Source organism: Enterovirga sp. CN4-39 (assembly GCF_049446235.1).
Classification (GTDB): domain Bacteria; phylum Pseudomonadota; class Alphaproteobacteria; order Rhizobiales; family Beijerinckiaceae; genus Enterovirga.
The window spans coordinates 55,470-78,202 of sequence record NZ_JBMSEF010000001.1; the positions used below are offsets into that span (position 1 = coordinate 55,470).

25 protein-coding genes and 2 tRNA genes are annotated in these 22,733 nt (G+C 68.5%); 19 read left to right on the forward strand and 8 right to left on the reverse strand.

Annotation, left to right across the window (positions count from 1 at the left end):
- Positions 1–90 precede the first annotated feature (90 nt).
- The 7 genes from ACO2SS_RS00260 to ACO2SS_RS00290 all read left to right on the forward strand — a co-directional run bounded on the left by ACO2SS_RS00260 (position 91) and on the right by ACO2SS_RS00290 (position 5,385).
- Positions 91–720: a hypothetical protein gene (locus tag ACO2SS_RS00260; protein ID WP_423275559.1), complete on the forward strand. Its 630-nt coding sequence runs from the start codon at positions 91–93 to the stop codon at positions 718–720.
- Between the two features lie 102 nt (positions 721–822).
- On the forward strand, positions 823–2,802 hold the full coding sequence (locus ACO2SS_RS00265; RefSeq protein WP_423275560.1) for an acetyl/propionyl/methylcrotonyl-CoA carboxylase subunit alpha: 1,980 nt from the start codon (positions 823–825) through the stop codon (positions 2,800–2,802).
- A 57-nt stretch (positions 2,803–2,859) separates the two neighbouring features.
- Entirely contained in the window at positions 2,860–3,108 is a 249-nt protein-coding gene (locus ACO2SS_RS00270; protein WP_423275561.1) for a DUF2188 domain-containing protein, read from the forward strand.
- Between the two features lie 85 nt (positions 3,109–3,193).
- Complete coding sequence (locus ACO2SS_RS00275; RefSeq protein ID WP_423275562.1) at positions 3,194–3,625, forward strand: DUF1489 family protein; 432 nt, start codon at positions 3,194–3,196, stop codon at positions 3,623–3,625.
- A gap of 15 nt (positions 3,626–3,640) precedes the next feature.
- The gene (locus ACO2SS_RS00280) at positions 3,641–3,901 is read left to right on the forward strand and encodes a hypothetical protein (RefSeq protein ID WP_423275563.1); all 261 of its coding nucleotides are present in this window, start codon (positions 3,641–3,643) and stop codon (positions 3,899–3,901) included.
- A 48-nt stretch (positions 3,902–3,949) separates the two neighbouring features.
- Positions 3,950–4,675, forward strand: coding sequence for a VWA domain-containing protein (locus ACO2SS_RS00285; protein WP_423275564.1), 726 nt, complete (start codon positions 3,950–3,952; stop codon positions 4,673–4,675).
- Positions 4,672–5,385 (forward strand): DnaJ domain-containing protein, encoded by a 714-nt coding sequence (locus tag ACO2SS_RS00290; RefSeq protein WP_423275565.1) that lies wholly within the window; start codon positions 4,672–4,674, stop codon positions 5,383–5,385. The genes ACO2SS_RS00285 and ACO2SS_RS00290 overlap by 4 nt, the downstream gene beginning before the upstream one ends.
- An 82-nt stretch (positions 5,386–5,467) precedes the next feature.
- On the opposite strand, the gene ACO2SS_RS00295 is transcribed toward ACO2SS_RS00290, so the two are convergent.
- Positions 5,468–6,994 (reverse strand): serine hydrolase, encoded by a 1,527-nt coding sequence (locus tag ACO2SS_RS00295; RefSeq protein WP_423275566.1) that lies wholly within the window; start codon positions 6,992–6,994, stop codon positions 5,468–5,470.
- 259 nt (positions 6,995–7,253) lie between these two features.
- Between ACO2SS_RS00295 and ACO2SS_RS00300 the strand changes: the two genes are divergently transcribed.
- The 4 genes from ACO2SS_RS00300 to ACO2SS_RS00315 all read left to right on the forward strand — a co-directional run bounded on the left by ACO2SS_RS00300 (position 7,254) and on the right by ACO2SS_RS00315 (position 11,104).
- The gene (locus ACO2SS_RS00300; RefSeq protein ID WP_423275567.1) at positions 7,254–7,586 is read left to right on the forward strand and encodes a phasin family protein; all 333 of its coding nucleotides are present in this window, start codon (positions 7,254–7,256) and stop codon (positions 7,584–7,586) included.
- Between the two features lie 246 nt (positions 7,587–7,832).
- Positions 7,833–8,204 (forward strand): ATP-dependent Clp protease adapter ClpS, encoded by a 372-nt coding sequence (gene clpS, locus ACO2SS_RS00305; protein WP_423275568.1) that lies wholly within the window; start codon positions 7,833–7,835, stop codon positions 8,202–8,204.
- Positions 8,205–8,228: 24 nt separating this feature from the next.
- Positions 8,229–10,682 (forward strand): ATP-dependent Clp protease ATP-binding subunit ClpA, encoded by a 2,454-nt coding sequence (gene clpA / locus ACO2SS_RS00310; protein ID WP_423275569.1) that lies wholly within the window; start codon positions 8,229–8,231, stop codon positions 10,680–10,682.
- Positions 10,679–11,104 carry a hypothetical protein gene (locus ACO2SS_RS00315; RefSeq protein WP_423275570.1) on the forward strand — a complete coding sequence of 142 codons (426 nt, stop codon included), beginning with the start codon at positions 10,679–10,681 and terminating at the stop codon, positions 11,102–11,104. Before clpA ends, ACO2SS_RS00315 begins: the two co-directional genes overlap by 4 nt.
- A 34-nt stretch (positions 11,105–11,138) precedes the next feature.
- Here ACO2SS_RS00315 and trpE read toward each other — a convergent pair whose 3' ends face one another.
- Both trpE and ACO2SS_RS00325 read right to left on the reverse strand, forming a co-directional pair.
- On the reverse strand, positions 11,139–12,647 hold the full coding sequence (trpE, locus tag ACO2SS_RS00320) for an anthranilate synthase component I (protein WP_423275571.1): 1,509 nt from the start codon (positions 12,645–12,647) through the stop codon (positions 11,139–11,141).
- A gap of 9 nt (positions 12,648–12,656) precedes the next feature.
- Positions 12,657–14,558, reverse strand: coding sequence for a SurA N-terminal domain-containing protein (locus tag ACO2SS_RS00325; protein ID WP_423275572.1), 1,902 nt, complete (start codon positions 14,556–14,558; stop codon positions 12,657–12,659).
- A 128-nt stretch (positions 14,559–14,686) separates the two neighbouring features.
- Here ACO2SS_RS00325 and tpiA point away from each other — a divergent pair, with 128 nt between their 5' ends.
- Both tpiA and ACO2SS_RS00335 read left to right on the forward strand, forming a co-directional pair.
- On the forward strand, positions 14,687–15,457 hold the full coding sequence (gene tpiA, locus ACO2SS_RS00330; protein WP_423275573.1) for a triose-phosphate isomerase: 771 nt from the start codon (positions 14,687–14,689) through the stop codon (positions 15,455–15,457).
- Positions 15,458–15,525: 68 nt separating this feature from the next.
- Positions 15,526–16,128, forward strand: coding sequence for a PRC-barrel domain-containing protein (locus ACO2SS_RS00335; RefSeq protein WP_423275574.1), 603 nt, complete (start codon positions 15,526–15,528; stop codon positions 16,126–16,128).
- A 6-nt stretch (positions 16,129–16,134) separates the two neighbouring features.
- Here ACO2SS_RS00335 and ACO2SS_RS00340 read toward each other — a convergent pair whose 3' ends face one another.
- Positions 16,135–16,689 carry a CoA-binding protein gene (locus ACO2SS_RS00340; protein WP_423275575.1) on the reverse strand — a complete coding sequence of 185 codons (555 nt, stop codon included), beginning with the start codon at positions 16,687–16,689 and terminating at the stop codon, positions 16,135–16,137.
- A 1-nt stretch (position 16,690) separates the two neighbouring features.
- Positions 16,691–17,503 (reverse strand): enoyl-CoA hydratase, encoded by an 813-nt coding sequence (locus ACO2SS_RS00345; protein WP_423275576.1) that lies wholly within the window; start codon positions 17,501–17,503, stop codon positions 16,691–16,693.
- A 97-nt stretch (positions 17,504–17,600) separates the two neighbouring features.
- Here ACO2SS_RS00345 and ACO2SS_RS00350 point away from each other — a divergent pair, with 97 nt between their 5' ends.
- The 3 genes from ACO2SS_RS00350 to rpsI all read left to right on the forward strand — a co-directional run bounded on the left by ACO2SS_RS00350 (position 17,601) and on the right by rpsI (position 19,144).
- Positions 17,601–18,029, forward strand: coding sequence for a PaaI family thioesterase (locus ACO2SS_RS00350; RefSeq protein WP_423275577.1), 429 nt, complete (start codon positions 17,601–17,603; stop codon positions 18,027–18,029).
- 174 nt (positions 18,030–18,203) lie between these two features.
- On the forward strand, positions 18,204–18,665 hold the full coding sequence (rplM, locus tag ACO2SS_RS00355; protein ID WP_423275578.1) for a 50S ribosomal protein L13: 462 nt from the start codon (positions 18,204–18,206) through the stop codon (positions 18,663–18,665).
- Positions 18,666–18,667: 2 nt separating this feature from the next.
- Positions 18,668–19,144 carry a 30S ribosomal protein S9 gene (gene rpsI / locus ACO2SS_RS00360; protein ID WP_423275579.1) on the forward strand — a complete coding sequence of 159 codons (477 nt, stop codon included), beginning with the start codon at positions 18,668–18,670 and terminating at the stop codon, positions 19,142–19,144.
- A 55-nt stretch (positions 19,145–19,199) separates the two neighbouring features.
- Here rpsI and ACO2SS_RS00365 read toward each other — a convergent pair whose 3' ends face one another.
- On the reverse strand, positions 19,200–19,733 hold the full coding sequence (locus ACO2SS_RS00365) for a DUF29 domain-containing protein (protein WP_423275580.1): 534 nt from the start codon (positions 19,731–19,733) through the stop codon (positions 19,200–19,202).
- A 204-nt stretch (positions 19,734–19,937) separates the two neighbouring features.
- Here ACO2SS_RS00365 and argC point away from each other — a divergent pair, with 204 nt between their 5' ends.
- Positions 19,938–20,876, forward strand: a complete 939-nt coding sequence (gene argC, locus ACO2SS_RS00370; RefSeq protein ID WP_423275581.1) for an N-acetyl-gamma-glutamyl-phosphate reductase — start codon at positions 19,938–19,940, stop codon at positions 20,874–20,876.
- A 46-nt stretch (positions 20,877–20,922) separates the two neighbouring features.
- On the opposite strand, the gene ACO2SS_RS00375 is transcribed toward argC, so the two are convergent.
- Together ACO2SS_RS00375 and ACO2SS_RS00380 are read right to left on the reverse strand one after the other, a co-directional pair.
- On the reverse strand, positions 20,923–21,273 hold the full coding sequence (locus ACO2SS_RS00375; RefSeq protein WP_423275582.1) for a CVNH domain-containing protein: 351 nt from the start codon (positions 21,271–21,273) through the stop codon (positions 20,923–20,925).
- A gap of 191 nt (positions 21,274–21,464) precedes the next feature.
- Positions 21,465–21,539 (reverse strand) — tRNA-Asn (locus ACO2SS_RS00380).
- Between the two features lie 162 nt (positions 21,540–21,701).
- Between ACO2SS_RS00380 and ACO2SS_RS00385 the strand changes: the two genes are divergently transcribed.
- Positions 21,702–21,775, forward strand: a tRNA-Cys gene (locus ACO2SS_RS00385).
- 154 nt (positions 21,776–21,929) lie between these two features.
- Positions 21,930–22,586 carry a protein-L-isoaspartate O-methyltransferase family protein gene (locus ACO2SS_RS00390; RefSeq protein WP_423275583.1) on the forward strand — a complete coding sequence of 219 codons (657 nt, stop codon included), beginning with the start codon at positions 21,930–21,932 and terminating at the stop codon, positions 22,584–22,586.
- Positions 22,587–22,733 lie beyond the last annotated feature (147 nt).

Here is a 22,733-nt window from a genome sequence, read left to right on the forward strand (position 1 = left end):
CCGGGCGGAATGAAAGAATGGAGGCGGCATCATGGGCCGCCTCGCGCGGGCGGTCTGTCGTCTTGGGCTCGTTTCGCCTATCGTGCCCGCGTGATCACGTCTGCAGTCGCTCCTCTCCTGCGCCGATTCGCGGCCGCGCTCCTGCTCGGCGGGAGCCTCTTCCCGGCGAGCCTCGCCGGGGCCCAGGTCGCACCGCCGACCTTGGGCATGGGGGCGCTGCCATACTTCGCCTGGCCTGAATCGGCCGAGCGCGAGGCAAGCCGGTGGGAAGGCTCCTTCGCCCGCCTCTCGACCGGTTTCGAGGTCTCCTCCTCCAAGCATTCCGGGAGCTATGCCGGACCGACCATCGGGTTCGAGGGCGGGCGCATGTGGCAGGAGGGCGACCTCGTCTACGGTGTCGTGGGCGGCTTCGACTACCTCGCCGCGATCGGCGGAGGCCCCACGCCGGCCTTCGGGCGCTACGCCTATTCGCGCGACTTCTCGGGTGCGATCCAGTTCAAGGTCGGCACGCTCGTCACGCCCGACGTGCTGGTCTACGCCAAGGCCGGTGCCTGGGCCGTGAACGAGAAGCTGCATTTCGGCCCGACCTCGACATCGCTGCCCTTCAACCGCCAGGACGTGATGGTGCGGCCGGATGCGCGCGTCGGCGTCGAATGGGCCGTCACCGACCGCCTTTCGGTCGCGGTCGAAGCCGGCGTGACGGGGCCCGGCCTGCGCTGAACCCTGCAGGAGGGAGGCACCGGCGGGCGGCCGCCGGTCCGCCAGGTTGCCGTCTCCGGTCCTAAATGCTGTACCCGCCTCTGCGTCCGCAGGATTGATCCCATGGCCTCGATCTCATCCGTCCTCATCGCCAATCGCGGCGAGATCGCCTGTCGCATCATCCGGACCGCCAAGCGGCTGGGCATCCGCACGGTCGCGGTCCATTCCGAGGCCGACCGGAACGCGCTCTTCGTCGAGATGGCGGACGAGGCCCACGAGATCGGCCCCGCCGCGCCGCGCGACAGCTACCTGCGCATCGACCGCATCATCGAGGCCGCCAAGCGGTCCGGCGCCGAGGCCATCCATCCGGGCTACGGGTTTCTCTCCGAGCGCGCCGAATTCGCGGAAGCCTGCGCCGAGGCCGGGATCATCTTCGTCGGCCCGCCCGCCTCCGCCATCAAGGCGATGGGGCTCAAGGATGCCGCCAAGGCGCTCGTGGCACAGGCCGGCGTGCCGGTCGTGCCCGGCTACCACGGCGCGCGCCAGGAGCCCGAGTTCCTGCGGCAGAAGGCCTACGAGATCGGCTATCCGGTCCTGATCAAGGCGGTCGCGGGCGGCGGCGGCAAGGGCATGCGCCGCGTCGACAAGCAGCTCGAATTCGAGGCGGCGCTCGAAAGCGCGCAGCGCGAGGCGGCAGGAGCCTTCGGCGATCCCCGCGTCCTCGTGGAGAAATACGTCCTGTCGCCCCGGCATATCGAGGTGCAGGTCTTCGCCGACAGCCACGGCAACGTCGTCCACCTCTTCGAGCGCGACTGCTCGCTCCAGCGCCGCCACCAGAAGGTGATCGAGGAAGCGCCGGCCCCGGGCATGACGCCGGAGATGCGCGAGGCGATGGGCAAGGCGGCCGTCGAGGCCGCGCGCTCCGTCGGCTATGTCGGTGCGGGCACGGTCGAGTTCATCGCCGATGCGCGGCAGGGGCTGAGGCCGGACCGCTTCTTCTTCATGGAGATGAACACGCGGCTGCAGGTCGAGCACCCGGTCACGGAAGCGATCACGGGGCTCGATCTCGTGGAGCTGCAGCTGCGCGTCGCGGCCGGCGAGCCGCTGCCCTTCACCCAGGAAGACCTCAGGATCGACGGCCATTCGGTCGAGGCGCGGCTCTATGCCGAGGATCCCGAGCACGGCTTCCTTCCCTCCACGGGCAAGCTCTGGGCCCTCCGCTTCCCCGAAGAGCCCGGGATCCGCATCGATACGGGCGTGCGCTCGGGCGACGAGGTCACGCCGTTCTACGATCCGATGATCGCGAAGGTGATCGCGCACGGGCCCGACCGCGACACTGCGCTCGACCGGCTCTCGGCGGCGCTCGGGCGCACGCTGGTGGCCGGGCCGAAGAGCAATACGGCCTTTCTGCAGGCCCTTTGCAATGCGGCGGAGTTCCGCTCCGGCCGGTTCGACACGGGTTTCATCGATCGCAATCTCGAGACGCTCGGCGCGGTCGAGCGGGGGCCTGAGGACGGGGCTGTCGCACTCGGCGCGCTGCGGATGCTCGAGCGTGAGCTGGGCCTCCTTGAGAAGTCGCACGAGTCGCGGTTCGAGCATCTCTCCCCGTGGGACGTGAATGACGGCTTCCAGCTCGTCGGGGAGAGGCGCCAGGTCCTGCCGCTCGTCGTGGACGGGGCCAGGACGGAAGTGGCGCTCTCCTGGCCCGACGGCGAACTCGCCGTCACGGCGGGATCCGTCACGGCGCGCCGCGGCAGCCTTGCCTCCGCCGAGGGCACCTATGCGGAGACGCCCGACGGCATCTACGTGCTCGGCGCGGGCCGGCAGACCTTCGTGCAGCCCTATGACCCCTTCGCGGTGGACCTCGAGCACCTGGACAGCGGCGACAGCGTCAACGCACCGATGCACGGCAAGCTCGTCGCGGTCTTCGTCGCGCCGGGCGAACAGGTCGAGAAGGGCCAGCGGCTTGCCATCGTGGAGGCGATGAAGATGGAGCATGCGCTCCTCAGCCCACGCGCGGGCACCGTGGCCGAGATCCTGGCCGAGGCCGGGTCGCAGGTGGCCCAGGGCGCACGGCTCGTGGTGCTCGCGCCGGAGGCCTGATCGGAACCGCGCCGCCAAGCTCCCGGTTTTCCTCGGTGAATCGGGAGAAGGACGCAGATGGGACAGGTCACCTACCGTATCGTCGAGCATGACGGCGGCTGGGCGTACAAGCTGGACGACGTCTTCTCGGAAACCTTTCCGACCCACGAGCTCGCGGCGCGCGCGGCGCGGGCGGTCGCCTCGGAGCAGCGCGTTCCCGGCGAGGTGGCGTACATCCTCTACCAGGATGCGAAGGGGGAATGGCGCGAGGAGGTGGCGGCCGGCAACGACCGCCCGGCGATCGACGTCGTGGACCCGGCCCGCTGATCCACCGTCCCGAAACCGTTGATAAGGTCGGGCGCGCGACCACGCGCCGCTCGACGGAAGAGGCGAGCCCGCCGCATAAGCGGGCATGGCCCTGCATCTCATCAAGCTCTGCGTCGGCTGCGATTCGATCCAGGATCTCGAGGCCTGGATCGTCGAGCGTCGCCGGATGCCCGGCGGCTCACCGACCGAGCACATCCACACCACCCGCATGGTGCCGAAGCGCGGCGACGCGCTGCTCGACGGCGGTTCGCTCTACTGGGTCATCAAGGGACAGCTCGCCTGCCGCCAGCGCCTGCTGGATGTCCGGCCGTTCACGGACGGGGAGGGCATCGGGCGGTGCAGGCTGGTTCTCGAACCGGTCGTCATGCCCGTGCGGCCGCGGCCCTACCGCCCCTTCCAGGGTTGGCGCTACCTCGAGCCGGACGACGCGCCGCCGGACCTCGGGAGCGAGGCGGCAGATGTGAGCGTGCTTCCGGAGACGATGCGGCGCGAGCTGGTTGCGCTCGGGCTCCTCTAGCGCAAGGCTGCGCCGATGAAGCGCCTTTTCCTGCTCGTGCTCCTGTCGCTCTCCGGTCCGATCACGGCGGCGGAGGCGCGGCCCTGCCGGGCGGGCGAGACACCCCGCATCCTCCAATCCGGCCGGCCGAGCTGCGAGGCGGCCGTGAAGCCGGAGCCCTACGATCCGGAGGCGCTGCGGGCCGGGCGGACGCCGGGCTTCATCGATCTCGGCGGCGGCACGGAGGTGCGGATCGGTGGCCGGGCGCGGATGGAATACGACACGCGCGGCCGATGAAGCTCCGCCGCATTGCGTCCCGGGGCTGACCGGCCACATTCTCGACCCATGAGCAACGACCCAAAGGGCGGGAACCTGCCGGCGCGCGGCGCCGGCGAATCCTCGTCGACGCAGGAGATCGAGGCCTTTCTGGGCGAGGCCAGGCGGCTTGCGCCCATTGCGCCGGGCCGCGCCGCGCGGCTCGTCTTCGCGGTCGACGCCACGATGAGCCGCCAGCCGAGCTGGGACCTGGCGAGCGAGGTCCAGGCCGGCATGTTCGAGACCGCGGCCGCGATCGGCGGCCTTGCCGTGCAACTGGTCTATTACCGTGGCTTCGCCGAGTGCCGTGCCTCCCGGTGGGTCTCCGACGCCAGGGACCTGAAATCCATGATGTCGAAGATCTCCGTTCGGGGCGGGCCGACCCAGATCGGTCGCGTGCTCGCCCATGTTCGGGGCGAGGCCGGCAAGGCGCCCGTGGCTGCCCTCGTCTTTGTCGGCGATGCGATCGAGGAGCAGCCCGACGAGGTCTGCCGGGCGGCCGGCGAGCTCGGCCTATTGGGCGTCAAGGCCTTCATGTTCCACGAGGGGCCGGACCCGATGGCGGCGAGCGTCTTCACCGAGATCGCGCGGCTCACCGGCGGGGCCGCGATGCGGTTCGACGCGAATGCGCCGGCGTCGCTCGCCTCGCTGCTGCGGGCCGCCGCGGCCTATGCGGCGGGCGGGCGCGACGCGCTCAACCGCCTCGCCGGGAAAGACCCCAACGCCCGGCGCCTTCTCGCAGCGATGCCCGCATGACCGCGATCGCGGGCCTTTTCACGGCCCTCCTCCTCTACTGGCTCATCAAGGTCTTCGCCCGGACGAAGCCTGAGCGCATCGTGCAGCTGACGAAGATGATCGGCGGCGTCGCGGCGCTGGGCGTCGCGGGCTTGCTCCTCCTGCGCGGGCGGCTCGACATGGCGATGCTGGCGGGCGGCGCGGGAGCCTGGCTTCTCGGCTGGGCCGCCCCCCCGACCTGGTGGCCCGCCGGGCTCGGACGAAAGGGGAGGCCGGATGCATCCTCGCGCGTCCGCTCTCCGACGGTGGAGGTGGCGCTCGACCATGCGTCCGGCGCGATATCGGGCCGGGTGCTCGCCGGCGAGTTCGCGGGCCGCCAGCTCGACGAACTCGGAATGCCGGAACTCGCCCGGCTGCGCGGTGCCTGCCTAGGAGGCGACGTCGAAGGGGGGCGCCTGCTCGAAGCCTATCTGGACCGCCGGTTTCCCCGATGGCGTGAAGACGCTCAGGGAGATTCGGACTTCCGGCGCGGGGCCGAGCTTCAGAACGGCACGATGACGGAGCAGGAAGCTCACGAGATCCTGGGGCTTAAGCCAGGAGCGGGTCCGGACGACATCCGGACGGCTCACCGGCGGCTGATGAAGCGGCTTCACCCCGACCAGGGCGGGTCGACGTATCTTGCGAGCCGCGTCAACCAGGCGAAAGACCTCTTGCTGAACCGACATCGCTGAACTCCACGCGCGACCGGTCGAACGGACCGGTGTCGGAACTCTCTGCCCCGGGCCGCCGGCCCGAGACGCTTCAGGGAGGAGATCAGCTCCTCGTCGCGAAACAGGCGAAGCCGCTTCTCTTCAGCGCGCGGCAGGCTTCCTGTGCGCTGTCGGCTTCGGAGAAGCCCGAGAAGCGGGCCCGGTAGAGCGTTGCGCCCCCACGGCTCACCTTCTCCGTGAAGGGAGCGGCCTTCGCGAGGACCCGGCCGGAGCGCGACTTGGCCTCGTCGAGAACGGCGCGGGCTTGGCGCTCGTCACCCTCGGCGGCGAGCTGGATCACCCACGGCGTGATGGCGGCGGGACGCGCCGTCGGCTCGCGCTTCGCCTGGGCCGGCTCGGCCTTCGCGGCGACCTCGACGCGGGCGGGCGGCTCGGGCACTGCCGGCACGGCCGGCATGAGCGGGAGGCGGGCCTCGATCTTCTGCGATCCGGACGAAGCGGCTGGGGCCGCGGCTTCGATCGAGGACGGCCGAGAGCTCGGGGTGGTGGTGGCCGCGCCGTTCGGGGCGGTCGCCACGGCCGGCCGCATCAGCTCGAGCGGGCGGTTGGAGCGGATCGAGGCGGTGGTGCTCGCCGCGCTCTCGATGTCGGCCGAGGCGAGGCGCGCGCGCGGCGGCTCCGGCACGTCGTCCTCGTCGCGGCTGGCGAACCGCGACGAACCCGAACCGGTGGACGCCTTGGCGAGGTTCGTCTGGATGAGGTTCGCCATGATGTTGTCGCGGCTCTTGCCCGACTTTCCGCCGAGCACGACGCCGATCACATGCCGGCCGTCGAGCTTGGCCGAGGTCAGGAGATTGAATCCGGACGCGTTCGTGAAGCCCGTCTTGATGCCGTCGACGCCTTCCACCCGTCCGAGGAGGCGATTGTGGTTGCCGATCGTCCTGCCGGCATAGTTGAAGCTGCGGGTCTGGAAGAACTTGTAGTAGCGGGGGAAGCGCTCCTGGATCGCCCGCCCCAGGATGGCGAGGTCCCGCGCCGTGGTGATCTGCTCGCGATCGGGAAGGCCGGAGGCGTTGCGGAACAGCGTGCGGTTCATGCCGAGCTGGCGCGCCTTGCGGGTCATGCGCTCGGCGAATTCCTCCTCGCTGCCCGCGAGGTTCTCGGCGATCGCGGCGGCAACGTCGTTGGCCGATTTCGTCACGAGCGCCTTGATCGCGTCCTCGACGGCGATCGTCTCGCCTGGCCGGAAGCCGATCTTCGAGGGCGCCATCGCGGCGGCACGCGCCGAAACCTTCAGCTCGCTGTCCAGCGAGAGCGTGCCGCGCTCGAGCTGCTCGAACAGCATGTAGAGCGTCATCACCTTCGTGACGGATGCCGGGTGACGCGGCTCGTTCGCATCGACCGCATACATCGTGCGGCCCGAATTGACGTCGACGACGATTGCCGAGAAGGGCGGAGAATAGCCGCCGCCCGAGGAGCGCGCGACGTGAGCCTTTTGGCTCTTGCGCGTCTGCTTCTTCTTGCTCCGCGCTTCCGCGTCCCCCGTCATCAACAACGAGGCGGCGAGGCTGACAATGCTCGCCAGGACGACAGCGCGCCTCCCCCGCTTACCGACGCAACGCAACATCATGATCATCCGTCCCCGAACTCGTCGGCTGACCTGGCCGGATCACCTCCTGGTACAGGGAGAGGTGGCCGGCACGACACATTCGGAAACGCTAGGTGGACGCAGTTACGGATGGGTTAAATACGCTTCAAATCCGTCCCATGTTGCGCTGCACAAAAGTTTGTTGACTTAATTTTGTGCAGCGCATAAAAGCGAGGTGGCCGGCCGGTTTGGAGGGCCTGATCGCAAGCACTAACGGTCCGACGCGGGCCGGGGAGCGACCATGATCCAGTTCGACAACTTTCAGAAGTTTGGGAAAGACAGCTTGGACGCAGCGATGACGTCCTTCGGGGCGTTTTCGCGCGGGGTGCAGTCCGCCGCGGTCGAGACGGCCGACTACGTGAAGCGTTCCTTCGAGCAGGGCAGCTCGACCGTCGAGAAGCTGGCAAGCGCCCGCACGCTCGACACTGCGGTCGCGATCCAGGGCGAATACGTCCGCACGGCCTTCGAGGGCTTCGTGTCGCAGGCAACGAAGATGGGCGAGCTCGCCGCGGCCACCGCGAAGGAGTCCTACGCCCCCGTGGAAGGCCTCGTCGCCAAGGCGCGCACGGCCTAAACCGACCTCGTCCAAGACGAGTTCATGACGCCCGGCTCTGCCGGGCGTTTTCGTTTGTGCCTGCCTTCGGCGAGCGAGCCGTGCTCTTGCCTCCCGCCGAAATGGCCGCGAGTATGCGTCGAGACGGCGCGGCATCTGGCGGGGCGCGGGTAGGCGACCTAGATTGGCTGTCGAGGGGAGTCGACCAGGGCCGGCCAGGGGCGCGTGCGAATTATCCCTGAACGAAAGGTTATCGGTCGGGCGGGCATGAGCGGGCGCAGCGGCTCACAACGATTCAGCATCACCGGAGCAGGCTCCGGGCCGGCCGGCGGGGATGACAACCGCAGCGGCACGGCGATCATTACGAAGACGAAGCCTCGGGCGAAACGCCCGAACCTCTACCGTGTTCTCCTCCTCAACGACGACTACACCCCCATGGAATTCGTGGTGCTGGTGCTCGAGCGCTTCTTCAACAAGTCGCGAGAGGACGCCACCCGCATCATGCTCCATGTCCACCAGAACGGGGTCGGCGAGTGCGGCATCTTCACCTACGAGGTCGCCGAGACAAAGGTGACACAGGTGATGGACTTCGCACGGAAGCACCAGCATCCCCTTCAGTGCGTCATGGAAAAGAAGTAGTGTTACTCGAACCCGAGGGGCACCTTGCCTAGCTTCTCTCGCAGCCTGGAACAGGCACTCCATCGCGCTCTGGCGCTTGCCGGCGAGCGGCGCCACGAATACGCGACGCTGGAGCACCTGCTCCTCGCGCTCATCGACGACCAGGATGCCGCGGCCGTGATGCGGGCCTGCAACGTCGAACTCGATGCGCTTCGGCGCAATCTCGTCGAATATGTCGAGACGGAACTCGTCAACCTCGTCACGGATGGCCGTCAGGATTCGAAGCCTACGGCCGGCTTCCAGCGGGTCATCCAGAGGGCGGTGATCCACGTCCAGTCTTCCGGACGGGAAGAGGTGACCGGCGCGAACGTCCTGGTCGCGATCTTCGCCGAGCGGGAGAGCCATGCCGCGTATTTCCTGCAGGAGCAGGAGATGACGCGCTACGACGCGGTCAACTACATCAGCCACGGCATCGCCAAGCGCCCCGGCCTCGGCGAGAGCAGGCCCGCCCGCGGCACCGAGGACGAATCCACCGAGCGGCCCTCCGGGGACGACGAGTCCCGCCAGAAGAAGAAGGGCGAGGCGCTGGAAACCTACTGCGTCAACCTCAACAAGAAGGCCCGCGAGGGCAAGATCGACCCGCTCATCGGGCGCGAATCCGAGGTGCAGCGGACGATCCAGGTCCTCTGCCGGCGGCAGAAGAACAACCCGCTCCTGGTCGGCGATCCCGGCGTCGGCAAGACGGCCATCGCCGAGGGGCTGGCCCGCAAGATCGTGCGCGGCGAGGTCCCCGAGGTCCTGGAGGACGCGACCGTCTTCTCCCTCGATATGGGCACCCTGCTGGCCGGGACGCGCTACCGCGGCGATTTCGAGGAGCGGCTGAAGCAGGTCGTCAAGGAGATCGAGGCGCATCCCAACGCCATCATGTTCATCGACGAGATCCACACCGTGATCGGCGCGGGTGCGACCTCCGGTGGTGCGATGGACGCCTCCAACCTGCTGAAGCCCGCGCTCGCCCAGGGCACGCTGCGCTGCATCGGCTCGACCACCTACAAGGAATACCGCCAGTATTTCGAGAAGGACCGCGCGCTCGTCCGCCGCTTCCAGAAGGTGGACGTGAACGAGCCGTCCATCCCGGACACGATCGAGATCGTGAAGGGCCTGAAGCCGTATTACGAGGAGTTCCATAAGCTCCGCTTCACCGGGGACGCCATCAAGGCGGCCGTCGAGCTCTCCGCGCGCTACATCAACGACCGGAAGCTGCCGGACAAGGCGATCGACGTGATCGACGAGACCGGCGCCTCGCAGATGCTCGTGCCCGAGCATCGCCGGAAGAAGACGATCGGCATCAAGGAGATCGAGGCCACGATCGCCACGATGGCGCGCATCCCGCCGAAGACCGTCTCCAAGGACGATGCGGAGGTGCTCTCCAACCTGGAATCGAACCTCGCCCGCGTCGTCTACGGGCAGGAAACCGCGATCCAGGCGCTCACATCGGCGATCAAGCTCGCCCGCGCCGGCCTGCGCGACGCCGAGAAGCCGATCGGCTCCTACCTCTTCGCCGGCCCGACGGGCGTCGGCAAGACGGAGGTCGCGCGCCAGCTCGCCGCCTCGCTCGGGGTGGAGATGCTCCGCTTCGACATGTCGGAATACATGGAGCGGCATACGGTCAGCCGCCTCATCGGCGCGCCTCCCGGCTATGTCGGCTTCGACCAGGGCGGTCTGCTGACGGACGGCATCGACCAGCACCCGCATTGCGTGCTGCTGCTCGACGAGATCGAGAAGGCCCATCCCGACCTGTTCAACATCCTCCTGCAGGTGATGGACCACGGGAAGCTGACCGACCACAACGGCAAGCAGGTCGATTTCCGCAACGTCATCATCATCATGACGACGAATGCCGGGGCGGCGGACCTCGCGCGGGCGAGCTACGGCTTCACCCAGAACAAGCGCGAGGGCGACGACACGGAGGCGATCAACAAGCTGTTCGCCCCCGAGTTCAGGAACCGGCTCGACGCGGTCATCTCCTTCGGGCGGCTGCCAAAGGAGGTCGTCGCCAAGGTGGTCGACAAGTTCGTCCTGCAGCTCGAGGCGCAGCTCGCGGACCGCAACGTCGTCATCGAGCTCTCGGACGAAGCGCGCGAGTGGCTGTGCGAGCACGGCTACGACGAGGCGATGGGCGCACGCCCGATGGCGCGCCTCATCCAGTCGACGATCAAGACGCCGCTCGCCGACGAGGTCCTGTTCGGCAAGCTCAAGAACGGCGGCGCGGTGCGCGTCGTGGTCCAGTCGGACGAGGCCGGCAAGCAGAGCCTCGCCTTCGAATATCCGGAAGGGCCGGTCACGCCGAAGCCCGAGAAGGTCGTCGAGGCCAAGAAGCCGAAGCGCAAGCCCAAGCTCTTTGCTAAGAAGGCGCCGAAACCGAAGCCCAAGGGCTCCGGCGGCAACGGCAACGGCGGCGTCCGCACAGTGCCGAAGGTGCCACTCGTCAGGGCATGATGGCTGATACTGCAAAGAGTAGCGGGATCGACTTTGCGATCGTCCCGGACGAGCGACCGGCGGCTCCAGCGGGTGAGCCGGCGCGCCGCCTGCGCCGGACCTGGTCGCGTATGCGCTTCCGCGTCGGAGGCTCGCTCGGCAGGGCGACGACGGCGGCTGCGGCGCCGAGCTTCGCCGACGACGGGCAGGACGCGGCACCCGCCCGTCCCCAGAGGCACCGGAAGAGCTGGCGCGAGCAGCGCTGGGAGCGCCGCCGGCGGCGGCAGATGTTCGAGGAAGTCCTGGGCTGGATCCTCGTCCCGATCATCCTGATCGCGGTCTATTGGGGGACCAAGGCGGGGCTGAACGCGATCGGCACGACCCCGACCGCACTCATCCAGGGCATCAAGGCCGCCATCGCGAGCCGCGGCGGCAGCCTCTAGATCTTCTCGGGCGCCGGGACGCCGCTGGGGCAGCTCAGTTCGTCAGGCCGGCCCGGCGGACGGCATCCTCCGCGGCCCGGAACAACGCCCGGGCCTTGTTTTCGCATTCCTGCTGCTCGGAAGCCGGGTTCGAGTCGTGCACGATCCCGGCGCCGGCCTGCACATACATGCGGCCGTCCTTCACGACCGCCGTGCGCAGCACGATGCAGGTGTCCATCTGCCCGTCCGCCCCGAAATAGCCGATGCAGCCGGCATACGGCCCGCGGCCGTCCGGCTCCAGCTCATCGATGATCTGCATCGCGCGGACTTTCGGCGCACCCGACACCGTGCCGGCCGGGAAGCCGGCGACGAGCGCGTCGAGCACGTCCCGGTCCGGCCGCAGCCGCCCCTCGACGTTCGACACGATGTGCATGACCTGGCTGTAGCGCTCGATGAAGAAGCTGTCCGTCACCTCGACGGAGCCGAGCTCAGCCACCCGGCCGACATCGTTGCGGCCGAGATCCAGCAGCATGAGGTGCTCGGCCCGCTCCTTCGGATCGGCCAGAAGCTCCTCCGCCAGGCGCTCGTCCTCGGCCGGGGTCGCCCCACGGGGGCGGGTGCCGGCGATCGGCCGGACCGTGACGCGGCCATCGCGCGCCCGGACCAGGATCTCCGGGCTCGAACAGACGACCTGGAAGCTCTCGAAATCGAGATAGCAGAGGAACGGGGCGGGGTTGATGCGCCGGAGCGACCGGTAGAGCGAGAAGGCCGGAAGCGGGAACGGCGCCTCGAAACGCTGCGAGAGCACGACCTGGAAGATGTCGCCGGCCAGGATGTACTCCTTGGCGCGCGCGACCATCGCCTCGTACCCGGCCGGATCCATGTTGGAGACCGGCGCCCCGATGCCCGTCTCGGGCCGGGGAGGGGCGGGGATGGCGAGCGGCGCCTCGAGGCAGGCGATCAACTCGGACAGCAGGGCGGTTGCCGCGCCGTAGGCTTCATCCGTGTCGGCCTCCGGCGCCGGCCGGACGACATGGATGATCGAGACCTCGTCCCGGAGATTGTCGAACACGACCATCGCGGTCGGCCGGATCATGATCGAATCGGGCACCCCGATGGGGCTCGCCTTGGCGGGGCCGAGCCTCTCCATCTGCCGGACCATGTCGTAGCCGAGATAGCCGAACAGCCCCGCCGCCATGGGGGGCAGTCCCTCTTCCAGCTCGAAGACTGTTTCCGCGACCAGCCGCCGAAGGCTCGCGAGTGCGCCGTCGGGCTCGGCCACGAAGGCCTCCGGCCGGACGAGGGCCTCGCGACAGATCTCTGCCGCGCCGTCGCGGGCGCGCCAGACGAGATCGGGTGAAAGCCCGATCATCGAGTAGCGGCCCCGGACTGCGCCGCCTTCCACGGATTCGAGGAGGAAGGCAGGCCCGGTCCGGGCCGCGCGGATCCTCATATAGGCGGCCACGGCGGTCAGCAGGTCGCCGTCCAGCCTCGTCCAGAGGGCAAACGGCTCGCCCGACGCGTGCAGCCGCCCGAACGCCTCCCTGTCACGGTACTCCGGCATCCGGGGCGACTAGCTCTCGCCGCCGATGGCCCGGCGCATGTTCTCCGGATAGGTCGTCACGCCGAGCTGCTTTTCCACGTCCGCGAAGTACTCGGCCAGCAGATCCTCGGCGAGAGCCTGGCGGAGCTGGTCCTCGACGGCTGCGGCCTGCTGCGTGCTCGTGACGAGCGGTGGCACGCTGGCAGACGTGACCTTGAAGACGGTCCGTCCCGCGTCCGTGGCGGCGTCGCCGGCCTTGCCCACGGGCGTAGCGAAGGCCCGGGTGACCACCGGGCGATCGAGGTCGGGCCGGGGATTGCTCCGGGTGATGTCCGTCGCGCTCTGCGCGGTCAGGCCGAGTTCGCTGGCGAGGGCTGCGAGCTCCGCACCGCCGTTGAGCTTCTCGACCAGTTCGCGCGCCTTGTCCGACAGGCGGCGCTGCACCTCCTCCGACTTCCAGTCATTCGCAACGCGGTCGCGGATCTCGGCGAGGGTGCGGTCGCGGGCCGGCTCGATCCCGGTCACGTCGAACCAGATGTAGCCGCTCGACGGGAGCCGGATCGCCTCGCTGTCGGCGCCGATGTCTGAACGGAAAACAGCCGCCACGAGGGAATTCGGCTCGGGAAGGTCTGCGACCGGGTTGCCGGCCTTGTCGCGTCCGCCGCGGTCGATCGGCGGGACGGCGCCGAGGGCGAGGCCACGCTCCTTGGCGATCTCCGGCAGCGGCCTCGCGCCCGCCCGCTGGTCCTCGATCGCATCATGGACCCGCTCGATCTCGTCCTTCGCGCGCTCCATGGCGAGCTCGCGCTTCACCTCGCCCGCCACCTCTTCATAGGGCTTCTGGGAACCCGGCTCGATCTTGGCGGCGCGCACGATGACGGGCCCGAACCGGCCGGCAACCGGCTCGCTCGCGGCACCTTCCGCCAGCCCGAAGGCGGCTTCCGCGGCCGCGGGATCGATCATCTCGCCCTTGGTGACGGTGCCCAGGTTGAGCGTGGCATCGTCGACGCCCCGCTCCTTCGCGAGGTCCTCGAAGGAGGTGCCGGCCTTGAGCTTCTGGCTCGCGGCATTCGCCTCCTCCATGGTCGGGAACACGAGCTGCTGGACATTCCGCTTCTCGGGGGTGCCGAACCGGGTCGAGGCGACGCGGTCATAGTAGCGGCGCGCATCCTCGTCGCTGACGGCGTCCGGCTTCGCCAGCGCCGCCGCGTCCAGGACGAGGTGGTTGAAGCTGCGGTATTCCGGTGCGCGGTAGCTCGCCTTGCGCTCGTCGAAGAATGTCTGGAGCTGCTGATCGGTCGGCGCCGGGATCTCGCCCGCCTGAGCGGGCGTCAGCGCGACGAAGTCGAGGTTCCGCTTCTCGTTCTGGAAGCGATGGACGGCCTCACGCATCGCCATCGGGACGGGGACGCCGCCCGACACGGCATCGGCCATCTGCAGGCGGGTCGAGACCGCGCGCTGGTCGCGGACATACTGGCCTTCCGAAAGGCCGTTCGAGCGCAGGAGCTCGGTGAACTGGTTGCGATCGAACTGGCCGTTCGGGCCCTTGAAGTTCGGGTCGTTCTGGATGGCCTGGACGACCTGCCCGTCGGAGACGGTCAGCTTCATCTGCTGCGCCTTCTGGTCCAGCGCGGATTCGGTGACCAGACGGGCCAGGACGTTCCGGTCGAGGCCGAGGGCGCGCGCCTGCTCGGGCGTGATCGTCTGCCGAGTGCGGCGGATCAGGCTCTGGTATTCGTTCTGGTAGGCCGTCCGGAAGGCGTCGGCCGTGATGTCCTGCTTGCCGACGGTCGCGACCTGCGTGCGCACCTGGCCGCGGAAGATGTCACCGATGCCCCAGATGGCAAAGCTGATGATGAGGAAGCCGAACAGGATGGAGACGACCACCCGGCCGACCCAGCTTCGTCCGATCCTGTTGATGCCTTGGAGCATTGACCTGCCTTCACGCGCGATCCGGCCGCGATACCGTATGGAGGCTGTCGGGAAAAGGCCGGTGCGGCAGAGCGTTGCGACGGGCGGGTGGCTCTGTTACGCCGCCCGCCAAGCTTAGGGGGAGATTGATGGACAGGGCCTCGCCGCGGCCGCTCGTCGCGGGCAACTGGAAGATGAACGGCACGAAGCGCTCGGCGAGGACGCTGGGCGAGGTCATGGAGGGCTACACGCCCGAGATGCGCGCCAAGGTCGATCTCCTCGTCTGCCCGCCGGCGACGCTCGTCAGCACCTTCGCGGTCGTCGCTCTCGGGTCGCGGGTCGCGGTCGGAGGGCAGGACTGCCATCCGAAGGTCTCGGGCGCGCATACGGGCGACGTCTCGGCCGAGATGCTGGCCGATTCCGGAGCGACCTACGTGATCGTCGGCCACTCGGAGCGGCGGGCCGATCACGGCGAATCCGACGAACTGGTCCGCGCCAAGGCCGAGGCGGCCCGGCGGAGCGGCCTCACGGCGATCGTCTGCGTGGGCGAAACCCGCGAGGAGCGCGAGGGCGGCCGGGCGCTGGACGTCGTCTCGGGCCAGCTTCGCGGCTCGATTCCGGCGGGCGCGACGGCCGAGAACGTCGTCATCGCCTACGAGCCGGTCTGGGCGATCGGGACCGGCCTTACGCCGACGGTCGCGGACGTGGCGGAGATGCACGCGCGCATCCGCGGCGACCTCGCCACGCTCGTCGGCGAAACCGAGGCGGCGGGGATGCGCATCCTCTATGGGGGTTCGGTGAAACCCGGCAACGCGCGCGAGCTCCTCTCGGTCGCGAATGTCGACGGAGCGCTGGTCGGCGGCGCAAGCCTCGTCGCCGCCGACTTCCTCGGCATCGCCGGAGCCTACCTGGCAGAGTGACCAGGGGTCCGAACCCGGACGGCTCCTGAACATTGTTCCCCCACATGCCTGCGGGCTTGGGGGACATCATGATCAGGTCGTCACTCGCCGGGGCAGCGCTCGTCGTGCTTGCCGCGGCTTCTCCGGCCCTTGCTCAGGGCGCCCCGGCGGATGGCCAGTTCCTGACGGAGGCGCCGAACACCTTCCGGGCGACCAAGGCGCGGGGGATCGCCGTCATCGGCCAGGACCATACCCGCCTCGGCGAGGTGGAAGACCTGCTGATCGACCGGAACGGCAAGGTCCACGCCGTCGTGATCGGGGTCGGCGGGCTGCTGGGCATCGGCGAGCGGAACCTCGCGGTTCCCTTCGACCAGGTCCTCTGGAACACGGGCGACGTGGCCCGGCAATCCGACCTCGGTGCGAGCATGGCACCCACGAAGGAGACCGGCCCGGAATCGACGCCGCCGAGGGTGCTCGAGCAGATGCCGGGTGCCCAGATCAGCAGCGAAGTCCTGAACACGCCGCCGGACGCCCCGGGCAACGTCAATCCGGCAACGGGGCCCGTCACCGCTCCGGAGCCGAGGGGACCGGCAACGGTAATCCTCGTGCCTCCCGGCGGAACCCTTCGCCATGCCGAGATCCGCGCCACCAAGGCCGAGATCCAGGGCGCGCCCGAGTTCAAGCTGAGGTGAACGGGATCAGAGCTTCCGGTCGATCGTGAGCTTCTGGAAGCCCTTGCCCGAGAGGGCAGGGCGCTTTGCGGAGAGCACGCGGGAGTTGATTCCCTGCCAGCCGATCTCGCCGGAAAGCCGGCCGTACTCGATCTTCGGGCAGCGATTCATGATGACCTGGACGCCCTTGGCTTCCGCCCGCTCGGCCGCTTCATCGTCCCGGACCGAGAGCTGCATCCAGATGACCTTCGGCAGCGGGTCGAGCTTCAGCGCCTCGTCCGTGACGCCGCCGGCTTCCGCCGAGGCGCGAAAGATCTCGACCATGTCGATCGGCCGCTCGATGTCGGCCAGCCTCGCATAGGCCTTCACGCCCAGGATCTCCCCGCCTGCCAGGCGGGGATTGACCGGGATGACGTCGAAGCCGCGCTCCAGCAGGTACTTGAACACGATGAAGCTCGGCCGGGCCGGGTTGTTGCTCGCGCCGACGAGCGCGACCGTCTTCACGGATTTGAGGATCCCGCGAATGGCTTCGTCGGGGTAGGATTCATGCCGCGGGGCGGCGACCGGGAGTGCGTCGGACATCTCAGGCTCCGACCCAGACCGGCTGGCGCTTCTCGACGAAGGCGCCGATTCCCTCCTCGGCATCACGCGCGAGCATGTTATCGACCATCACGCGCGAGGCGTGGGCATAGGCACCGTCCAGGTTCATCTCGCGCTGCTCATAGAAGGCCCGCTTGCCGATCCGCACCGTGTGGGTCGACTTCGAGGCGACGATCTCCGCCATCCGGCGCGCCTCGTCCAGCGCGGCGCCGGCCGGGACGGCGCGATTTACCAGACCCATCCGGGCGGCGTCCTCGGCCGAAACCATCTCCCCGAGCAGGAGCATCTCCATCGCATGCTTGGGCGCGACGTTGCGGGAGAGGGCGACCATCGGGGTGGAGCAGAACAGCCCGATATGCACGCCCGGGGTCGAGAATCGCGCCTCGGCTCCCGCAACCGCGAGGTCGCAGCTCGCCACGAGCTGACAGCCGGCGGCTGTCGCGACGCCCTCCACGGCCGCGATCACCGGCTGCGGCAGGCGCACGATGCGCGTCATCATGGCTGAGCAGCGCCCGAGAACATCGGCGAAATAGGCGCGGCCGCGGTCCGGATCGGCGCGGCGGGCCGTCATCTCCTTGAGGTCGTGACCGGCCGAGAAGACAGGTCCGTTCGCCGCGAGGATGACGGCCTTCACGCTCCGGTCCTCGGCGATCGCGTCGAGCTCCGCCGTGAGCGCAGCGATCAGCCCTTCGGAGAGCGCGTTGCGGGCCTGCGGGCGGTCCAGCGTAAGGGTCGCGATAGCGTCGCGGTCGCTGCGCCGGAGCGGGGAGGGGGCGAGCGTCGCCTGCGCGTTCATCGAGCCTTGGTCCGGTGGGATCAGTCTTTCGAAGCTATTGTCGGGGTCGCGCACCCATGCTGCAAGCGCCGGGCAGGTTCGGACGGGTGGGGGTGCCATGCAGCCGGTGATGGGTGTGGAGGAACTCGAGAGGTTTCTCGACCGCGAGTTTCCGCAGATCCACCTCGACGGCCGCATCTATTCGGTCGAGGAGGTCGGGCCCGGGACCGCCCGCATGCGGATGAAGGCCGGGCCGCGGCACATCCGGCCCGGCGGCACCCTCTCCGGCCCTTCCATGATGACGCTCGCTGACCTCGCCCTGTACGTCGTGATCCTGGCCCATATCGGCCCGGTCGGGCTCGCGGTGACGACGAACCTGAACTTCAACTTTCTCCGCAAGCCGGAGCCGCGGGACCTCCTGGCGGAGTGCCGTCTCCTCAAGCTGGGCGCCCGCCTCGCCGTCGGGGAGGTGAGCCTGTTCAGCGACGGCGTCGACGACGCGGTCTGCCATGCGACCGGCACGTACTCGATCCCGCCGAGAAAATAGCGGTACTATGATACCGATAATCTGTAAGTGTTTGTAATCGAAGGCATATGCGGTTTTCTGGTCGGTGAGATTCTGCTTGACGAAGCAGGCTCGTGCTCCTAGATCGGCAACGTTCGCCGTCGCGCATCTGCGGCGGCTTCGCTTTTTGGCGGCCCGGCCGCCTCGGAAGAACTCATGAAGACCTTTTCCCTGAAGCCGGCCGAGGTCGACAAGAAGTGGGTTGTCATCGACGCCCAGGGTCTCGTCGTCGGCCGCCTTGCCTCGATCGTCGCCATGCGGCTGCGCGGCAAGCACAAGCCGAGCTACACTCCGCACGTGGATTGCGGCGACAACGTCGTCGTCATCAATGCCGACAAGGTGGTCTTCACCGGCCGCAAGCGTGAGCAGAAGGTGTATTACCACCACACCGGCTATATCGGCGGGATCAAGGAGCGCTCCGCCAAGGCGATCCTCGACGGGCGCTTCCCTGAGCGCATCGTCGAGAAGGCCGTCGAGCGCATGCTGCCGCGCGGCCCGCTGTTCCGGAAGATCCTCGGCAATCTCCGCGTCTACAAGGGCGCCGAGCACCCTCACGCCGCCCAGCAGCCTGAGGCGCTGGATGTCGGCGCCCTCAACCGCAAGAACGTGAGCGCCTGAGCATGGCCGTCCTCCAGTCCCTCGCCGATCTCGGCCAGACCACGCAGGCGGTCGAGCCCGAGGCTCCCCGCTACGAGAAGAAGGTCGACTCCCAGGGCCGCGCCTACGCGACCGGCAAGCGCAAGGACGCCGTTGCCCGCGTGTGGGTGAAGCCCGGCTCCGGCCAAATCACGGTCAACGATCGTCCGGTCGAGGTCTACTTCGCCCGTCCGGTGCTGCAGATGATCATCCAGCAGCCCCTGCAGCTCGTGAACCGCGCGACGCAGTACGACGTCGTCGTGACGGTTGCCGGCGGCGGTCTCTCCGGCCAGGCCGGCGCGGTGCGCCACGGCCTGTCGAAGGCGCTGACCCACTACGAGCCGGAGCTCCGCTCGCCGCTGAAGCGCGAGGGCTTCCTCACCCGCGACCCGCGCGTGGTCGAGCGCAAGAAGTACGGAAAGAAGAAGGCGCGCAGGAGCTTCCAGTTCTCCAAGCGCTGATCGGCACGGCCGTATCGGAACATGGAAAGGGCGCCTCGCGGCGCCCTTTCTCGTTTCAGCCCTGCGATGGTGGTTCGGGGAACCAGTTTCCCAGGACCTCCGCTTCGCTGAAGCGGCGCGCCCGCAGGTTGTTCAGGGTGGCTTCGTCCGCCTCGAGGCGATCGGCGAGATCCATTGCGACGAGGTCGCTCGCCCGAGGGGTCGCCCATTCGATCAGCGCCGGTACTTCCCTGACGAGGCTGCGGTTGTCATCGAGGAGCGCCTCGATGTTGTTCCGCTCGCGCCGGACCGTGCTTCGCCAGCCGTCCCTCGGATCCGATGCGGGCGAGTAGGCGAGCTTCAGCAGATGCTCGATAACGGTGGTGAGCCGCGAGCGCAGCTCGGTACGCTGGGATCGGCCCAAGCTCTCGATCTCCTCGGCGACGTGCTCCCAGTCGATCGGCAGGTTGACCCTTGCATCCCCGGCCGCCCGCAGCGCCCGGGCCTGATCTTCGGCCCAGCGGATCAGATCGGTCTCGTAGAGGTCCACGGCCTCGTCCATGAGCCAAGGATCGCATTCGCCCTCGACCATGACAACGGCGGCCGCCACGATTGACAGAGGCCGCTCGCGCGCTCATATCCCGCGGCATGTTGACCCGAGCCGCCCTGCGACGACGACGCGCTTGAGAGCGCCACGCCTTGGCGCGTTGGGGTACGAACCCCGCTGGTCACATCTCTGTCCCGGCTACCGGGCAGCCTCTTTCTTCCAGATGTATGGGCGCCTCGCGCCCGCAGCTCCGCACGGAGGGTTGCGATGAAGTCGGTCTTTATCGACGGTGAAGCCGGGACGACGGGCCTGGGCATCCGCGAGCGCCTCGAGGGCCGCCCGGATCTCGAGATCCGCAGCATCGACCCGGAGCGGCGGAAGGACCCTGCTGCCCGCAAGGCCATGATGGCCGGGGTCGACCTCGTGATCCTCTGCCTGCCGGATGCCGCCGCGAAGGAGGCGGTCGCGCTTGCCGGCGAGCTCGGAGACAAGGCGCCGCGCATCCTCGATGCCAGCACGGCCCACCGCGTCGCGCCGGATTGGATCTACGGATTCGCCGAGATGGCGAAGGGGCAGGCCGAGGCGATCGCCTCCGCCCGGAAGGTCTCGAATCCCGGTTGCTACTCGACGGGCGCCATCGCGCTTATCCGGCCGCTCGTCGATGCGGGGCTGTTGCCCACGGATCATCCGCTCTCGGTCAATGCAGTCTCCGGCTATTCGGGCGGCGGCCGGCAGATGATCGAGGCGTTCGAAGGGGGGCAGGGTCCCTCGTTCGAGCTCTATGGGCTCGGTTTCGCGCACAAGCACCTGCCCGAGATCGAGACATATGGGCGGCTCTCGGCGCGGCCGATCTTCATACCCTCGGTCGGAAATTACCGGCAGGGGATGCTGGTCTCCATCCCGCTCCATCTGGGCGCGCTGCCGGGCAAGCCGGGGCTCAAGGATCTGGAGACGGCGCTTCGGAATCACTACCCGGCGGGCGGCCAGGTGCGGGTCGTCGCGTCCTCGCCGGACGACAGGCTGGAGCCCGAGGCCCTGAACGGCACGGATGTGATGGAGTTGCGGGTCTACGGCCGTGACGAGGTCGGTCAGGCGCTTCTGGTCGCCCGTCTCGACAATCTAGGTAAGGGCGCCTCCGGGGCCGCCGTCCAGAACGCCGAGATCATGCTTGGGCTCGCGGCCCAGGCGGTCGCTCGCGCCGCCTGAGGCCATTCGGAACGGCCCGCTCCCGGCGGAGCGAGCCGTCGCCGGCTTACTCGCAGGCGAGCCGGCCGTTGTTGTTTCCGATGCTGCGGCAGCTGCGCGTGTCGATTCGCGACGGCCGCCAGCCGCCGCCACGCATCCGGCAGGTCGCCGAAAGGTAGGGACCGTCCTGCTGGATATCGCGGCAGCTCTGGGCGAAGCTTCCGCGGGCAAACCCGCCGCGGCGCGGGCCGTCGAAGTCGTCCCGGCGCGGGCGATCATAGCCGCCGCCATAGCCACCGCCGCCATAGCCGCCGCCGCCGTATTGGGCCTGCGCCGGAGCAGCCGCCAGCATCGCGGATCCCGCAATGGCAAGCGCGCTGAGCGCAATCTTCAGGCGACTCGGCCCGAATCCTCTCATGGTCCTCTCCTTCATGGCCCGGTTCAGGGCCGATCTGCATGGATCAGCAAATCATCTCGCGCCTGAACGGGTTCCGAATGGCGTTGACCACACAAACTGCGGCGACCGCAATCGAACTTAGGCAGAACTGTGCTGCTGAGATCAGGAGATGTGCAGATTGTCTGGAGGGGAGAGCCTGAAGATGTTCAGGCTGGCTCCGCGGGTAGGATTCGAACCTACGACCAGCCGGTTAACAGCCGGCTGCTCTACCACTGAGCTACCGCGGATCAGTGGGGACGGCATATACACCGGGAGCGCAGCGTGCAAGCGCTTCGCGCTCATTTCCACAATCTGCGACAGTTCGGAGCGGAATTTCTCGCTTTGCCTTCCGTTCGGCGCCTGGGCGGTTGCTCTTTTCCGCCATAGCGGTATAGGGGCGTCTCTCCGGCGGCCTCGTGGCGGAGTGGTTACGCAGAGGACTGCAAATCCTTGCACCCCGGTTCGATTCCGGGCGAGGCCTCCACCTTCCAGACATTCTTCGATCTCCGCGCCGTTCGGTCCTCGCGCGGCTGTCTGGGTTCGCCGCCCCGGTATTCGCCGACCGTTCCGGTCAGCTTGCGTTTCTCCGCGCGATCCCGGAGAAGCCCGGCAGGGTTCGTCTCCGGGAACGAAACGGGATGCTGGATTTCGCTCGCGCGCGCCGCAACATGGTCGACAACCAGTTGCGCACGTTCGATATCACCGACCGCGCTGTGCTCGCCGCCATGGGCCAGATCCCGAGGGAGCAGTTCCTTCCGGAGGACCAGGCCGCGTTCGCCTATCTCGACCAGAACGTCCGGGTTTCGGCCGAGGGCGGCGAAGTCCGCTGGATGCTGCAGCCGATGGTGGTCGGGAGGCTCCTTCAGGAGCTCGAGATCGAGCCCGGAATCGCTGCACTCGATGTCGCGACCGGTCGCGGCTACGTCGCGCAGGTCATGTCGACCCTTGGCGCGAACGTCGTGGCGCTCGAGTCGGATCAGGCGCTCGCGGATGCCGCGCGGGCATCCCTCAACACCACCGCGATCGAGGTCGTGACGGGGCCTCTGGACGAAGGATGTCCCGGCAAGGGCCCCTTCGACGTGATCATGATCAACGGCGCAGTCGAGCGGCGGCCGGACGGTCTGCTTGCGCAGCTGAAGGACGGCGGCCGGCTCGTCTGCCTCGAGCGGCACGGGGCGGCGTGCCATGCCGTCATCTATGTCCGCGCGGCGCAGGGCTTCGGCCGGCGGCGCCTGTTCGATGCGGCGGCGCCTGTGCTTCCCGCCTTCAGGGCCGAGCCGGCTTTCCAATTCTAGCAGCCCGGCGACGCGCTTCCGAACTGTCGCCTTTTTGCGGCAGTGCGGTCGGAAACGGCGCTCCAGTAACCGCCGGGCCGTTTTCTCCAGCCTTCTTAGCGGGTACGAATGGGAAGCGGCGTCGCGCTTTCTCTAAAGGGTGGCTCG